This window comes from Streptomyces sp. NPDC032091 (assembly GCF_055580265.1).
The window spans coordinates 153,478-169,213 of record NZ_JBVILR010000003.1; the positions used below are offsets into that span (position 1 = coordinate 153,478).

The following is a 15,736-nucleotide window of genomic DNA, read 5'->3' on the forward strand; positions in this document are numbered from 1 at the left end:
CCTTGAGGCCCGGCCCCCCTTCTCCACGTGATCATTTGGGGACGGCCCGGGACCTGCGGCGCCGGGCCTTGTCCCAGATGGCCGGAAGCCTGCGCTCCAGGCGGGCGGACCGGCCTTCTTCGCGGCCGTGGAGCAGGCCCCAGGTGTACGCGGACTCCCCCGCGTCGACGGCCTGGGCCCCGAGGCCGAGCAGGGCCTCGCGGGCCACGACCCCGTCGCGGTGCTCGCCGAGCAGGCTCTGCACCGACTTGGCGGCCTTGGCCAGCCTGCGGGCGGGTTTGCCGAGGGCGGGGGCGGCGGCCTCGGCGGCGTAGCGGACGCGTTTGGCGGCCTTGCGGGCTTCGTGGAGGGCGCGGTCGCGGTCCTCGCCGGGGTCGAGGACGAGGGCGGCGGCGACCCGGTCGGCGAGCCGGTCCCAGTCGCGCAGGGCGGCCTTGCGCAGGGGCCCGGTGGCGGGGCGGGCGGCGGCGGGGCGCAGGGGCGGTGCGGCGAGGAGGGCGTCGACGGAGTCGAGGAGGGCCAGGTAGCGGTCGGTGTCGAGGGCGGCGACGGCGCGGCGGCGGGTGCGGGAGCGGCGGTGGGTGTTCCAGGCGCGGAGCCGGTCGCGGACGGGGCCGATGCGCAGGGCGGACGGGAGTTCCGCGAGGCGGGTGCGGAGCCGTTCGAGGAGCACCTCGCGGTCGCGGTCGGCGCCGAGTTCGGCGGCGAGCCAGCGCAGTTCGGCGCGCAGGGGGTCGGTGGCGGCGCGGTCGAGGACCTTGCGGTGGGTGGCGAGGGCGCTGCGCATGCGGCGGATGGCGACGCGCATCCGGTGGACGGAGTCGGGCAGGTCCCGGCGGACGGCGGGGTCCTCGGCGACGAGGGTGTCGCGCTGCTCGCGCAGGTACGCCAGGACGTGCGCGCCGGCGGTGTCGTCGGCGGGGCCGTGGGCGGGGCGGGCGGGCGGTGGGGCGCCGGTGGCGGCGAGGGCGCGGGCGAGTTTCGAGGGGGCGTCGCTGGGGTGGAGGCCGGCTTCGGCGAAGCGTGCCTCGACGGCGTCGAGGAGGGCGGGGTCGCCGGCGTCGGCGAGTTCCACCTCGATCTCGGTCCAGGCGGTGGCGGCGGCGCCGCGTTCGGCGCGGACGGCGTCGGTGCACAGCTGTGCGAGGAGGGTGCCGCGGGGGTCGAGGAGGTCGTGGGTGTGGCGTTCGGAGGACAGCCGGACCCGGGGTTCGAGGCGGGCGCCGCGGGTCCGGGAGCGGACGAGGGCGGCGAGGGCGGGAGGGAGGGTGTCGGAGAGGGGGGCGCGGACCTCGTCGCGGACGCCGGGGGCGACGGGGAGTTTGAGGTGCCAGCCGGCGTCCTCGCCGCCGGTGCGGCGGCGCAGGGTGATGCCGTCGGCGGCGAGGGCACCGGCGGGGGTGTCGTAGTAGACGGCGTCGAGGCGGGCGGTGCCGCGGTCGCGGACGGTGGCGATCGAGGCGGTGCCGGTGAGGTCGGGCACCCGGGGCCGGCCGGGCCCGGCCTTCTTCCGGTCCTGCTTCCCGTCCCGCTTCGCCCGCTTCCCGTGGCCCCGGGGTTGGCCGTCGTCCCCCGGGCCGGCGGTGAACTCGAATTTCCGCTCGATCTCGCGCTGGGTGTCCGCCATGGATCGAATCTAGTCCCGATCCGGGGCGTTGGCAGGGCGCTGCGCGCGGGGGCGGGAAGCCTCCGGCGCACCGCCCTGTTCAGGCCGACATCGGCCGCTGCACCCTTATCGACTGGAGCAGCCCGACCGCCACCCAGACGGCGAACATGGAGGAGCCTCCGTAGGAGACGAACGGCAGGGGGAGTCCGGCGACGGGCATGATGCCGAGGGTCATGCCGATGTTCTCGAAGGCCTGGAAGGCGAACCAGGCGATGATGCCGGCGCACACGATGGTCCCGTAGAGCTCGGTGGTCTCGCGGGCGATCACGCAGGCGCGCCACAGGATGACGCCGAGCAGGACGAGGATGAGTCCGGCCCCGACGAAGCCGAGTTCCTCGCCGGCGACGGTGAAGACGAAGTCGGTCTGCTGTTCGGGGACGAACTGGCCGGTGGTCTGGGAGCCCTTGAAGAGGCCGGAGCCGAGGAGGCCGCCGGAGCCGATGGCGATGCGCGCCTGGTTGGTGTTGTAGCCGACGCCGGCGGGGTCGAGGTCGGGGTTGGCGAAGGCGGCGAAGCGGTTGATCTGGTACTCGTCGAGGACGCCGAGCTGCCAGATCAGGATCGCTCCGGCGGCGCCGGAGGCGAGCAGGCCGACGACCCAGCGGTTGGAGGCGCCGGAGGCGAGCAGGACGCCGAGGACGATGATGACCATGACCATGACGGAGCCGAGGTCGGGCATCAGCATGACGATGCCCATGGGGGCGGCGGCCAGGCACAGGGCCTTGACCACCGTGCGGTGGTCGGGGTGTTCGAGGTCGCCGGCGTCGACGCGGGCGGCGAGCAGCATGGCCATGCCCAGGATGATGGTGATCTTGACGAATTCGCCGGGCTGGAGCGAGAAGCCGCCGCCGATGACGATCCAGGCGTGGGCGCCGTTGATGGTCGAGCCGAGCGGGGTGAGCACGGCGAGGACGAGCACCAGGGAGAGCCCGTAGAGGATGGGCACGGCTCCGCGCAGGGTGCGGTGGCCGAGCCAGATCGTGCCGATCATCAGCACGAGGCCGATGCCGGTGTTCATGGCGTGCCGGGTCAGGAAGTAGTACGGGTCGCCCTGGTTGAGGGTGGTGCGGTTGCGGGTGGCGGACCACACCAGCAGGGCGCCGAGGAGGGACAGGGCGAGCGCGGACAGCAGTATCGGCCAGTCGAGCCGGCGCAGGACGGAGTCCCGTGCGGTCAGTTTGGCGACGGCCCCACGCTCGGGCGCGTACCGGGAGACGGAGAACTTGTTGGCGGTCGGCATCGGGCCTCAGTCCTGCTTGTGCACGGGCGGGGCCGGCGGCCCGGCGAGGGCGGGCGGGACGTCCTCGGGGGACGGCGGCACGTACGGCCGGATCTCGGGGGCGTCGATGGAGCCGTCCGGCTGGATGGCGGGCAGCGCGGCTTCGGGCTTGGGCAGCAGGGCCTTGGAGAGGTCCTGCTTGCCGGTCATGTCGAGGCCGTAGAGGGCGTTGTAGATGTTGCGCACGGCGGGGCCGGAGGCGCCGGAGCCGGTGCCGCCCTGGGAGATGGTCATGATGATGGTGTAGTCGTCGGTGAAGGTGGCGAACCAGGAGGTCGTCTGCTTGCCGTAGACCTCGGCGGTGCCGGTCTTGGCGTGCATGGGGATCTGCTTCTGGGGCCAGCCGCCGAAGCGCCAGGCGGCGGTGCCGCGGGTGGCGACGCCCTCCAGTGCTTCGCTTATCTGCTGCCGGGTCTTCTCGTCCATGGGCAGCTTGCCGTGGGCCTGCGGCTTGATCTCCTCGACCTTCTTGCCGTCGGCGCTGATCACGGCCTTGCCGATGGTCGGGTTCCACAGGGTGCCGCCGTTGGAGATGGCGGCGTAGATGGTGGCCATCTGGATCGGGGTGACGAGGGTGTCGCCCTGGCCGATGGAGTAGTTGACGGCGTCACCGGCGCGCATGAGGTTGCCTTCGAGGCAGTTCTCGTAGGAGAGCAGCTCGACGTAGGTGCCGCCCTTCTTGCCGGTCTTGCACCACTGGTCCTTGTTGGCCTCCCAGAACCGCTGCTTCCAGGCGCGGTCGGGGACGCGGCCCTTCTCCTCGCCGGGGAGGTCGACGTGGGTCTCGGCGCCGAGGCCGAACTGGTGGGCGGTCTTGTAGAAGATCTCCGCCGGGTTCTTGACCGGGTGGAGTCCGCCGTCCTTGAGCCACTGCTGGTGGCCGAGGGCGTAGAAGACGGTGTCGCAGGAGACTTCGAGGGCCTGGCCGAGGGTGATGTTGCCGTGGCCCTGGGACTCGAAGTTCTTGAAGACCTGGCCGCCGATGGAGTAGGAGCTGGGGCAGGGGTAGCTGCCGTCGAAGGGGTATCCGGCGTTGACGGCGGCGGTGGTGGGGATGACCTTGAAGATGGAGCCGGGGGCGGCCTGGCCCTGGATCGCCCGGTTCATCAGCGGGACGTTGGACTCCTTGGCGGTGAGCTTGGCGTAGTCCTTGCCGGAGATCCCGCCGACCCAGACGTTGGGGTCGTAGGTGGGGTTGGAGGCCATGGCGACGACCCGGCCGGTCTTGGATTCGAGGACGACGACGGCTCCGGCGTCGGCCTTGTAGGGGACGCCGGTGTTGCGGTCGATCTGCTTGCGGGCCTCGACCATGGCGGCGTTGAGCTCGTACTCGGCGACGCCCTGGACGCGGGCGTCGATGCTGGTGACGAGGTTGGCGCCGGGGATCGCCGGGTCGTTCTCGGCCTCGCCGATGACGCGGCCGAGGTTGTCGACCTCGTAGCGGGTGACGCCGGACTTGCCGCGCAGCTGCTTGTCGTAGGTGCGCTCCAGGCCGAAGCGGCCGACCTGGTCGGAGCGCAGGAACGGCGAGTTGGTCTTCTTGGCCTTGACGATCTCGTCGTCGGTGACCGGGGAGAGGTAGCCGAGGACCTGGCCGGTGTTGGATCCGCCGGGGGCCGGGTAGCGGCGTACGGCGGTGGGTTCGGCGGTGATGCCGGGGAAGTCCTCGGGGCGTTCGCGGATCTGAAGGGCCTGCTGGGTGGTGGCCTCCAGGGTGACCGGGATCGGCTGGTAGGGCGATCCGTTCCAGCAGGGCTGGGGGGTCTTGGAGTCGCAGAGGCGGACCTTGTCCATGACGTCCTGCGGCTTCATGTCCAGTACCCCGGCGAGGCGGGTCAGGACACCTTTGCCCTTGTCCTTTATCTTCATCAGCTCGGTGCGGCTGGCGGAGACGACGAGGCGGGTCTCGTTGTCGGCGAGCGGGATGCCGCGGGCGTCGAGGATGGAGCCGCGGACGGCCGGCTGGACGACCTGCTGGACGTGGTTGTTCTTGGCCTCGTCGGAGTACTCCGCGCCGTTGCGGATCTGGAGGTACCACAGCCGCCCGAAGAGGGTGAGCAGCAGCGAGAAGACGAGTACCTGGAGGATGACGAGCCGGATCTGCACCCGGGGGGTGCGGCCGGTCTCCGGAATGTTGGTCACTGGTGCTCCCCCGTCACAGCTTCCTGACGCTCTTCACGCCCTTGACACCTTTGACGCCCTTTATGCGGCCGGCCCGGTTGGCGCGGCCGCGCGCGGTCATCATCCGCAGACCGCCGCGCTGGCTGCCGATGCGCAGCCCGGTGCCGCCGGCGAGCCAGCCGGAGGCGACGTCCTTGCCCTGCGGGGGTCCGCCGTTGGCCTCGACGGCCATCGGGTCGTTCTCGGCGCGGCGGGCCAGGGCCATGATGAACGGCACGGTGAACGGCGCGAGCAGCAGGTCGTAGAGGGTCGCGGTGAACAGCAGCCCGACCAGGCCCACGTGGCGGGCGGCGGTGTCGCCGACGAGGGCGCCGACGCCCGCGTACAGGAGCGTGGAGCCGATCGCGGCGACGACGACGGTCAGCATCGGCCCCCAGGCGGAGCGGAAGCGGCCGTTGTCGGGGCGGACGAGGCCCACGAGGTAGCCGATCAGGCACAGGACGAGGGCGTAGCGTCCGGCGGCGTGGTCGGCGGGCGGGGCGAGGTCGGTGAGCAGACCGGCGGCGAAGCCGATGAGGGCCCCGCTGACGTGCCCGTAGACCAGGGCGAGGGCGACGACGGTCAGCAGGACGAGGTCGGGCACGGCTCCGGGCAGCTGGAGCCGGCCCAGGACGGTGACCTGGAGGACGAGGGCGACGGAGACGAGCGAGCCCGCGAGCAGGATCCGGTTGATGCGCATGGCGGTCAGCTCCTACTCGTCGGCCGGCTTGCCGGAGACGCTGGCGGAGGGCGACGGGGCGACCGTGACGGTGACCGTCGGGGTGGGCTTGGGCGCCTCGGGCTTGGGCGGCAGGACGGCGTCGCGGGGGTCCTCGCGCGGGGGCATGACGACGACGCCGACGATGTCCAGGCGGGAGAAGCCGACGAAGGGGCGGACCCACACGGTGCGGGTCAGGTCGCCGCGCGAAGGGTCCACCTTGACGACCTCGCCGATCGGGACCCCGGGGACGAAGGGCTTGTTGGCGCGGGAGCCGAAGGTGACGAGCCGGTCGCCGGGGTTGATCTTGGCGCGGCCGTTGAGCATCTGGACGGAGAGGGCGCGGTCGCCCTGTCCGGTGGCGAAGCCGAGTTCGCCGGACTTCTCCAGCCGGGTGCCGACGGTGAAGCCGGGGTCGTTGGCGAGGACGACGGTGGCGGTGTCGGGGCCGACGGTGGCGACGCGGCCGACGAGTCCGTCCCCGTTGAGGACGGTCATGTCGCGTTCGATGCCGTCCTTGCTGCCGGCGTCGATGGTGACGGTCCAGGAGAAGCCCTGGGCCGCTCCTATCCCGATGACCTCGGCGCCCTTGATGCCGTACTGTCCGGCGCCGGCCCGCTTGAGCATCTCGTCGAGCTCGCGGATGCGGCTGCGGGTCCGGTCGTCACTGCCCAGCTTGATCTTCAGCGCGGTGTTCTCGCGCTCCAGGGCGGTGATCCGGTTGTGGCGCTCGTCGGAGTCGCGTACGGCCCCTATGGCGTTGGCGACCGGGTCCACGGCGGTCGCGACGCCCTTCTCGACGGGGCCGAAGACGGCCGCGGCGGCCCGCCGGGCGCCGTCGACCGGCGAAGCCTCTCCCGCTCTGATGTCCACCGTGATCAGCGCGAACGCGATGGCGATCAGAAGTACCAGGAGCAGCCGGCTCTCTCGTGTGTCCCTCACGTGCGGCGGCCGTGCCTTCCTCGTAGAAACTCGTGCGGCGGAACCGTTCCGGCGGGGCCGGGGCGGCACCGGACTGTGCCTGTATATCAACGATCCGCCGCACGGGCGCGGCAGCACCCGTACGGCGGATCCTTGTGTTCCGCATGCCCCGTTACGGGGGTTTGATCACCGCCGGGGCTGGGCGTCCAGGACCTGCTGGAGGGCCTCGAACTCCTCGACGCACTTGCCGGAGCCGAGGGCCACCGAGTCGAGGGGGTCCTCGGCGATGTGGATCGGCATGCCCGTCTCGCGGCGCAGCCGCTCGTCGAGCCCGCGCAGCAGGGCGCCGCCGCCGGTGAGGACGATGCCGCGGTCCATGATGTCGCCGGAGAGCTCCGGCGGGCACTTGTCGAGGGTCGTCTTGACGGCGTCGACGATGGCGTTGACGGGCTCCTCGATGGCCTTGCGGACCTCGGCCGCGGAGATGACCACGGTCTTGGGCAGGCCCGAGACCAGGTCGCGGCCGCGGATCTCGGTGTGCTCGTCCTTGTCGAGGTCGTACGCCGACCCGATGGTGATCTTGATCTGTTCGGCGGTGCGCTCGCCGAGGAGCAGCGAGTACTCCTTCTTGATGTGCTGGATGATCGCGTTGTCCAGCTCGTCACCGGCCACCCGGATGGACTGCGCCGTGACGATTCCGCCGAGGGAGATGACGGCGACCTCGGTGGTGCCGCCGCCGATGTCCACGACCATGTTGCCGGTGGCCTCGTGGACGGGCAGGCCCGAGCCGATGGCGGCGGCCATGGGCTCTTCGATGATGTGCACCTGGCGGGCGCCGGCCTGCGTGGACGCCTCGATGACGGCGCGGCGCTCCACTCCGGTGATGCCGGAGGGCACGCAGACCACCACGCGCGGGCGCGCCAGGTAGCGACGCTTGTGGATCTTGAGGATGAAGTACCGGAGCATCCGCTCGGTGATCTCGAAGTCGGCGATCACGCCGTCCTTGAGGGGGCGTACGGCGACGATGTTGCCGGGCGTGCGCCCGATCATCTTCTTCGCCTCGGAGCCGACCGCCAGGATGCCACCGGTGTTCGTGTTGATGGCGACCACGGACGGCTCGTTCAGGACGATTCCCCGGCCCCTCACGTACACCAGCGTGTTGGCGGTCCCGAGGTCGATCGCCATGTCACGGCCGATGAACGACATGTTGTTCCCCTTGTTCCCCATGAGGAGCGTCTGGCCTTCCAGTTGATAGCGACTGCTGTCAGGTCGGCGAGGTGGGTGTGTGGGTGGAGGCCCCATCGTAGTGCCGCACGTACGGACATCGCGCGACGGGACTCCGGCGATCGCGCCGGAACGGATACCCGCCCCCTTAGTGGTGACGTCGTGTCCTGTCCATGCGTTCCCGAACGCCGCCCGCGATACCGAAGGGCGACCGAAATTACTTCGGTCGCCCCAGGTCATGAGCGCTATTTGGCTGATGTCGCGTCAGGAAGGAATGTTCGCGGCCGCTCAGAGAGCGGGGAAGAACAGCTTCAGCTCGCGCTCCGCGGACTCCTCGGAATCCGAGGCGTGGATCAGGTTCTCCCGGGTGATGGACCCGAAGTCGCCCCGGATGGAGCCGGGCGCCGCGGCGATCGGGTCGGTGGGTCCGGCCAGCTGGCGGACACCCTCGATCACGCGTTCCCCTTCGACCACGAGGACGACGACCGGGCCGCTCGCCATGAAGCCCATGAGGGGCTCGTAGAAGGGCTTGCCCTTGTGCTCGCCGTAGTGGGTCTCCAGGGTCTCCTGGTCCAGCGTGCGCAGCTCCAGCGCCGGAATGGTCCAGCCGGCCTTCCGCTCGATCCGGCCGATGATCTCGCCGATCAGGCCACGGCGGACGGCGTCCGGCTTGAGGATGACGAGCGTGCGCTGGGTCATGTTCCAACTCCTTGCGGCATACGGGTGCGGTAGGGCGAATCTACAGGGCCGGTACGGTGACCCGTCACGCAGCGTCAGCCTCGGCCTGACGGGCGGCCCAGCTCGCCTTGATCGCGTCGATCCGCCGGCCGTAGTGCACCGAGCACCACCACAGGCCCGCGAAGACCGCGCCGAGGAAGAACATCGTCGGGACCACGAAACCGCTCGCGATCAGCCCGATCTGCAGCGCCCAGCCGAGCTCCACCGCGCCCCGGCGCGAGAGCATCCCGCACAGCAGCACCGACAGCAGCATCGTCACGCCGCAGACCGTCCACACCGCGGCCTGGGTCAGGTCCGGGTTCTTCATGGCCACCAGGCCCGCGAAGCCGACGACGAAGAATTCACCGATCAGCGTGCTCGCGCAGAGCGTGCGCATCGATCCTCAGCCCCTCTTGAACAGCAGGCGCGCCTCGCCCACCGTGATCACGGAACCGGTCACGAGGACCCCGGCCCCTCCGTATTCGGCCTCTTCCTCCGCCAGTGTGACGGCCGCCTCCAGGGCGTCGTCCAGCCGCGGCTCGACCTGCACCCGGTCGGGGCCGAAGACCTCGACCGCGATCGCGGCCAGCTCGTCCGCGCCCATGGCCCGGTGGCTGGTGTTCTCGGTGACGACCACTTCCGCGAAGATCGGCTCGAAGGCCTCGAAGACGCCCCTGACGTCCTTGCCCTCGCTCGCGGCGACCACGCCGATCAGCCGGCTGAAGCCGAACGCCTCGGTCACGGCCTCCGCGGTGACCTGCGCGCCGGCCGGGTTGTGCGCGGCGTCCAGGATCACCGTCGGGCTGCGGCGCACGACCTCCATGCGGCCCGGCGAGGTCACCGAGGCGAAGGCCTGCCGCACGGTGTCCACGTCCAGCTCGCGCGCCTGCTGCCCGCCGACGCCGAAGAAGGCCTCGACGGCGGCCAGCGCGACCGCCGCGTTGTGGGCCATGTGGGCGCCGTACAGCGGCAGGAAGATGCCGTCGTACTCGCCGCCCATCCCGCGCAGGGTCAGCATCTGGCCGCCGACCGCCACCTCGCGGGAGACGACGCCGAACTCCATGCCCTCGCGGGCCACGGTCGCGTCGACCTCGACGGCCCGCTTCAGCAGCACCTGCGCCGCGTCCACCGGCTGCTGCGCCAGGATCACGGTGGCGTCCTGCTTGATGACGCCGCCCTTCTCCCCGGCGATCTCGCCGGGCGTGGAGCCCAGCCGGTCGGTGTGGTCCAGGCTGATCGGGGTGATCACCGCGACCGAGGCGTCGATCACGTTGGTGGCGTCCCAGGTGCCGCCCATGCCGACCTCGACGACCGCGACATCGACCGGCGCGTCCGCGAAGGCCGCGTACGCCATGCCGGTGAGGACCTCGAAGAAGGACAGCCGGAAGTCCTCGGCGGCGTCGACCATCTCCACGTACGGCTTGATGTCGTGGTAGGTCTCGATGAACCGCTCGGCGCTGATCGGCGCCCCGTCCAGGCTGATCCGCTCCGTGACGGACTGGACGTGCGGGCTGGTGTAGCGGCCGGTGCGCAGCTCGAAGGCGTTCAGCAGGGCCTCGATCATGCGGGCCGTGCTGGTCTTGCCGTTCGTACCGGTGACGTGGATGGTCGGGTAGGCGCGCTGGGGCTGGCCCAGGACGTCCATCAGCGCCTCGATGCGGCTGACGGACGGGTCCAGCTTGGTCTCGCCCCAGCGGGTGGAGAGCTCCTGCTCCACCTCCAGCAGCGCCTTGGCCACCTCGGGGTCCTCGGGGCGGGCGGGCACCGGGTCGCCCGAGGGCGGGCCGGCCTGGGCGCGCAGGGTGCGGCTCCCGGCCTCGATCACCGCCAGGTCGGGGTCTCGGTCGGCTTCTTCCGCCACTATCTGGTCGAACTCGTCGAACGTGCCGTCGCGGTCGCGGTCCTGGCCCTCGGGCTGCTGCTCACTCACAGCCCCCAGTCTACGGACGCGGGCCCCGGGGACTTTCGGCCCGGGCGTTTCGGGACCTTCGGCGGCGAAAGCGACCGGATCGTTATGCAAGCCTTGCGGACGGGAGATTGGGGAACAAATGCCGCAGGCCAGTACCGACAAGACCGCCTCCAGCCGTGACATAGGCATCGACCTGGGGACCGCGAACACCCTCGTCTACGCCCGCGGACACGGGATCGTCCTCAATGAGCCGTCCGTGGTCGCGGTCAAGGCGGGCACGACCACCGCCCTCGCCGTCGGCACGGAGGCCAAGGAGACCATCGGCCGCACCCCGGGCTCCATCACCGCGATCCGGCCCCTCAGAGACGGGGTGATCTGCGACTACGAGGCCGCCGAGGAGATGATCCGGCACTTCGTCCGCAAGGCGGTCCCCGGCCGGCGGCCGCGCACCCGGATGGTGATCTGCGTGCCGTCCGGCGTCACCCCGGTGGAACGGCGGGCCATCGTCCACGCCTCCACCCGGGCCGGCGCCCGGTCCGTCCACCTGATCGAGGAGCCGATGGCGGCGGCGATCGGCGCCGGGCTGCCGGTGGCCGAGGCGCGCGGCTCGATGGTCGTGGACATCGGCGGCGGCACCTCCGAGGTGGCCGTCATCTCCCTCGGCGGGATCGTCACCTCGCAGTCCCTGCGGATCGGCGGGGACCGGCTGGACGCCGCGATCACGGACCACGTGCGCAAGGAGCACTCCCTGCTCATCGGCGAACGCACGGCCGAGGACGTCAAGGTGGCCATCGGCTCGGCCTGGCCGGTGCCCGAACGGCCGGAGCTGGAGACCCGCACCTTCACCGTGCGCGGCCGGGAGAAGGTCAGCGGCATGCCCAGGACCCTGGAGCTGACCGCGGCCGACGTACGGGCCGCCCTGGACGAGCCGGTCGAGGCGATCATCGCCGCCGTCCGCGCCACCCTGGAGGAGTGCCCGCCCGAGCTGTCCGGGGACGTCATGGAGCACGGCATCGTCCTCACCGGCGGCGGCGCGCTGCTGCCCGGCCTGGACCTGCGCGTGGCCTCCGCCACGGGCATCCCGGTGTTCGTCGCCGACGCGCCCCTGGACTGCGTGGCCCTCGGGTCGGGGCGCTGCGTGGAGGACCTGGACACCCTGGGCGCGCTGCTGTCCCCCGCGAAGGCCTGACGGGCTGCTCCCGGAGGGGGTCAGCCGCGCGGGAGGGTGGCGACGACCTCGTACGCGTCCTCGCCGCGCCGCGCCGTCAGCGTGCCGCCGAGGCTGCGGACGCGTTCGGCCATGCTCGCCGTGCCCGAGCCCGCCGACACCGGCGCCCGGCCCGGGGTGCGGGCGGGGAGCCCGTTGCGGACGGCGATCCTCAGGTGGGGGCCGTCCACGCGGATCGACACCTCGATGGTCTCCCCCCGCGCGTGCTTGGCGGCGTTCGTCAGGCACTCCTGCACCACCCGGTAGACCGCCGCCTGCCGCAGCGGCGACAGCGCGTGCGCCTGCGGGTCCATCACCAGCCGGACGGGCGAGCCGGCCCGCCCGCTCTCCTCGGCCAGCGCCGCCAGCCCCTCCACGCCCGGGGTGGCGGCCCGTTCCCCGCGCTGGACGATGATCTCGTTCAGCACCAGGTGGGCCCGGCGGGCCGTGTCGGACAGCTCCTCGAAGTCCTTCGCGTACGGGGTCTCGCGCGCCCGCATCGACAGCACCTCGGAACGCACCGTCAGCAGGGTCAGCTCCCGGCCGACGAAGTCGTGGACGTCGCGGGCGACGGACGTGCGCTCCTGCTGGACGGCGGTCAGCACCGCCGCCTCGGCCCGTCGGGCCTCCAGCTCGCGCACCAGGTCGTGCCGGTAGGCGGCGATGCCGACGGCGGAGGCGAGCACCCCGATGGGCACGACCAGGCTGAGGAAGGAGCTGAGGGTCGCCGCCTTGGGCTCGGGCCAGCCCGGCAGGAAGAAGACGCCGAGCGCGAAGGCCACGTAGCCGGTGGTGGCGAGGACCGCGGCCCGCCGGCCCCGGTGGCGGCCGACGGAGTACAGGGCGAACTGGATCAGCGTCAGCTCGTGCAGCCAGCCGATGAACAGCAGGGCGGTGACGTACGGCACCCACGGCATCCGGCGCCGCACCAGCAGGGTCGTACAGCCGGCCGTCAGCACCAGGGCCGCCTGCCAGCCGTTGAGGGAGTTGTCGGCGGCGGCCAGGCCCGGCAGGTCCAGCGCCATCAGGCCCAGGCAGCTCAGGGCCGCGAGGGCGTCCTGCGCCCGGGGCGAGGCGCCCCAGCCCTCGGCGAGCCGGCGCCCGGAGGCCACGGCCCGGTGCACTACCGGGACGGAGGGCTTCAGGTGCATGCCCCCATCATGCGTGGTCCGTGCCCGGGATCGGCTCGACCATGTGGACATATCACGTGATAAACGGCACTCCGATGGGGCCGTACGTCCCCGCCCCGGACGTGCGAAGGGCCCCCGCCGACGGCGGGGGCCCTTCACGTCGTTGCGTTGCCGGCCGCTAGGCGGCGGGCAGGGCGTCCAGCTGGGCCTGGATCCGGGCGATGTCCGCCTCGGCCTTGGCCAGCCGGCCCTTGATCTTGTCCACGACGTTGTCGGGGGCCTTGGCCAGGAAGGCCTCGTTCCCGAGCTTCGCCTCGGCCTGCTGCTTCTCCTTCTCGGCGGCGCCGAGGTCCTTGGAGAGGCGCTTGCGCTCGGCGGCCACGTCGATGGTGCCGGACAGGTCGAGGGCGACCGTGGCGCCGGCGACCGGCAGGGTGGCGGTGGCGCTGAAGCCCTCGCCCTCCGGCTGGAGGCGCAGCAGCTGGCGGATGGCACCCTCGTGCGCGGCGAGCGGCGTACCGGCCAGGTCCAGGCGGGCCGGGACCTTCTGGCCCGGCTGCAGGCCCTGGTCGGCGCGGAACCGGCGGACCTCGGTGACGACGGCCTGGAGGTTCTCGATCTCCGCCTCGGCGGCCTCGTCGCGGAAGCCACTGTCCTTGGGCCAGTCGGCGACCACGAGGGACTCACCGCCGGTGAGGGTGGTCCACAGCGTCTCGGTGACGAACGGGACGACCGGGTGCAGCAGGCGCAGCATGGTGTCCAGGACCTCGCCGAGGACCCGGCCGGAGACCTGTGCGCCCTCGCCGCCCGCGAAGAAGGTCGTCTTCGACAGCTCGACGTACCAGTCGAAGACCTCGTCCCACGCGAAGTGGTACAGGGCCTCGCTCAGCTTCGAGAACTGGAAGTCCTCGTAGTACGCGTCCACCTGCGCGACGGTCTTGTTCAGGCGCGACAGGATCCAGCGGTCGGTCGCCGACATCTTCTCGACCGGCGGCAGCTCGCCCTCGATCGTCGCGCCGTTCATCAGCGCGAAGCGCGTGGCGTTCCAGATCTTGTTGGCGAAGTTGCGGGAGGCCTGGACCCAGTCCTCGCCGATCGGGACGTCGGTGCCCGGGTTGGCGCCCTTGGCCAGGGTGAAGCGGACGGCGTCGGAGCCGTACTTGTCCATCCAGTCCAGCGGGTCGACGACGTTGCCGAAGGACTTCGACATCTTCTTGCCGCGCTCGTCGCGGACCAGGCCGGTCAGGGCGATGGTCTTGAACGGGACCTCGCCGTCCATGGCGTACAGACCGAACATCATCATCCGGGCGACCCAGAAGAAGATGATGTCGTGGCCGGTCAGCAGGACGTCGGTGGAGTAGAACTTGGCCAGATCCGGGGTCTTCTCCGGCCAGCCCAGGGTGGAGAACGGCCACAGACCGGAGGAGAACCAGGTGTCCAGGACGTCGGTGTCCTGGGTCCAGCCCTCGCCCGTCGGCGGCTGCTCGTCGGGACCGACGCAGACGACCTCCCCGTCCGGGCCGTACCAGACGGGGATGCGGTGGCCCCACCACAGCTGGCGCGAGATGCACCAGTCGTTGAGGTTGTCGACCCAGTCGAAGTAGCGCCGCTCCATCTCCTGCGGGTGGATCTTGACCCGGCCGTCGCGGACCGCGTCACCGGCGTTCTTGGCGAGGGTCTCGACCTTGACCCACCACTGGAGGGACAGGCGGGGCTCGATGGTCGTGCTGCAGCGCGAGCAGTGCCCGACGGAGTGCAGGTACGGACGCTTCTCGGCGACGATGCGGCCCTGCTCGCGCAGGGCGCCGACGACCGCGGACCGGGCCTCGAACCGGTCCAGGCCGAGGAAGGGGCCGTGGACGGTGATGACACCGTGCTCGTCCATGATCGTCATGTTGGGCAGGTTGTGGCGCTGCCCGATGGCGAAGTCGTTCGGGTCGTGGGCGGGCGTCACCTTGACGCAGCCGGTGCCGAACTCGGGGTCGACGTGCGCGTCCGCGACGACCGGGATCGAACGGTCGGTGAGCGGCAGCTTGATGAGCTTGCCGATCAGGTGCCGGTAGCGCTCGTCGTCCGGGTGGACGGCGATGGCCGTGTCACCGAGCATCGTCTCGGCACGGGTGGTGGCGACGACCAGGGTGTCCTCGCCCTCGCCGTAGCGGATGGAGACCAGCTCGCCCGCGTCCTCCTGGTACTCCACCTCGATGTCGGAGATGGCCGTGAGGCAGCGGGGGCACCAGTTGATGATGCGCTCGGCGCGGTAGATCAGCTCGTCGTCGTAGAGCTTCTTGAAGATGGTCTGGACGGCCTTGGACAGGCCCTCGTCCATGGTGAAGCGCTCGCGCGACCAGTCGACGCCGTCGCCGAGGCGGCGCATCTGGCCGAGGATCTTGCCGCCGTACTCTTCCTTCCACTGCCAGACCCGGTCGACGAACTCCTCGCGGCCCAGGTCGTGGCGGGACTTGCCCTCCTCGGCGAGCTGCTGCTCGACCTTGTTCTGGGTGGCGATGCCGGCGTGGTCCATGCCGGGCAGCCACAGCGCCTCGAAGCCCTGCATCCGCTTGCGGCGGGTCAGGGCGTCCATGAGGGTGTGCTGGAAGGCGTGGCCCAGGTGGAGGGAGCCGGTGACGTTCGGCGGCGGGATGACGATGGTGTACGCGGGCTTCTCGCTCGCGGCGTCGGCCGTGAAGTAGCCACGCTCTACCCAGCGCTCGTAGAGCTTCCCCTCTACCTCGGCCGGCGCGTACTGGGTCGGCAGTTCGGAGTTGGGGGCACTGGGTGTCTGCGTGTTCTCGGTCACGGGGC

General features: G+C 71.4%; 12 protein-coding genes. 1 reads left to right on the forward strand and 11 read right to left on the reverse strand.

Translation table 11 applies throughout. The features are described 5' to 3' along the window. Nucleotides 1–31: 31 nt before the first annotated feature. The 9 genes from ACZ5NJ_RS06490 to folC form a co-directional block, all read right to left on the reverse strand. The gene (locus ACZ5NJ_RS06490; protein WP_468763418.1) at nt 32–1,627 is read right to left on the reverse strand and encodes a CYTH and CHAD domain-containing protein; all 1,596 of its coding nucleotides are present in this window, start codon (nt 1,625–1,627) and stop codon (nt 32–34) included. A 79-nt stretch (nt 1,628–1,706) separates the two neighbouring features. Continuing rightward, nucleotides 1,707–2,906: a rod shape-determining protein RodA gene (gene rodA / locus ACZ5NJ_RS06495; RefSeq protein ID WP_468763420.1), complete on the reverse strand. Its 1,200-nt coding sequence runs from the start codon at nt 2,904–2,906 to the stop codon at nt 1,707–1,709. A 6-nt stretch (nt 2,907–2,912) separates the two neighbouring features. Continuing rightward, nucleotides 2,913–5,087, reverse strand: coding sequence for a penicillin-binding protein 2 (mrdA, locus tag ACZ5NJ_RS06500; RefSeq protein WP_468763422.1), 2,175 nt, complete (start codon nt 5,085–5,087; stop codon nt 2,913–2,915). A 13-nt stretch (nt 5,088–5,100) separates the two neighbouring features. Beyond that, the gene (gene mreD / locus ACZ5NJ_RS06505; protein ID WP_468763424.1) at nt 5,101–5,805 is read right to left on the reverse strand and encodes a rod shape-determining protein MreD; all 705 of its coding nucleotides are present in this window, start codon (nt 5,803–5,805) and stop codon (nt 5,101–5,103) included. Between the two features lie 12 nt (nt 5,806–5,817). Next, nucleotides 5,818–6,765: a rod shape-determining protein MreC gene (mreC, locus tag ACZ5NJ_RS06510; RefSeq protein ID WP_468763426.1), complete on the reverse strand. Its 948-nt coding sequence runs from the start codon at nt 6,763–6,765 to the stop codon at nt 5,818–5,820. Nucleotides 6,766–6,930: 165 nt separating this feature from the next. Next, nucleotides 6,931–7,950, reverse strand: a complete 1,020-nt coding sequence (locus ACZ5NJ_RS06515; RefSeq protein WP_008738981.1) for a rod shape-determining protein — start codon at nt 7,948–7,950, stop codon at nt 6,931–6,933. Between the two features lie 306 nt (nt 7,951–8,256). Then, nucleotides 8,257–8,667: a nucleoside-diphosphate kinase gene (ndk, locus tag ACZ5NJ_RS06520; protein WP_361136923.1), complete on the reverse strand. Its 411-nt coding sequence runs from the start codon at nt 8,665–8,667 to the stop codon at nt 8,257–8,259. Between the two features lie 64 nt (nt 8,668–8,731). Further along, complete coding sequence (locus ACZ5NJ_RS06525; RefSeq protein ID WP_468763429.1) at nt 8,732–9,082, reverse strand: DUF4233 domain-containing protein; 351 nt, start codon at nt 9,080–9,082, stop codon at nt 8,732–8,734. Nucleotides 9,083–9,088: 6 nt separating this feature from the next. Continuing rightward, a complete protein-coding gene (gene folC / locus ACZ5NJ_RS06530; RefSeq protein WP_468763431.1) occupies nt 9,089–10,615 on the reverse strand; it encodes a bifunctional tetrahydrofolate synthase/dihydrofolate synthase in 1,527 nt (508 codons plus the stop codon). Nucleotides 10,616–10,733: 118 nt separating this feature from the next. On the opposite strand from folC, the gene ACZ5NJ_RS06535 reads away from it, so the two are divergent. Continuing rightward, nucleotides 10,734–11,783, forward strand: coding sequence for a rod shape-determining protein (locus ACZ5NJ_RS06535; protein WP_468763433.1), 1,050 nt, complete (start codon nt 10,734–10,736; stop codon nt 11,781–11,783). 20 nt (nt 11,784–11,803) lie between these two features. Here the strand turns inward: ACZ5NJ_RS06535 and ACZ5NJ_RS06540 are convergent, their stop codons facing one another. Continuing rightward, nucleotides 11,804–12,952, reverse strand: coding sequence for a sensor histidine kinase (locus ACZ5NJ_RS06540; RefSeq protein ID WP_468763435.1), 1,149 nt, complete (start codon nt 12,950–12,952; stop codon nt 11,804–11,806). A 157-nt stretch (nt 12,953–13,109) separates the two neighbouring features. After that, on the reverse strand, nt 13,110–15,731 hold the full coding sequence (locus tag ACZ5NJ_RS06545; RefSeq protein ID WP_468763438.1) for a valine--tRNA ligase: 2,622 nt from the start codon (nt 15,729–15,731) through the stop codon (nt 13,110–13,112). Nucleotides 15,732–15,736 lie beyond the last annotated feature (5 nt).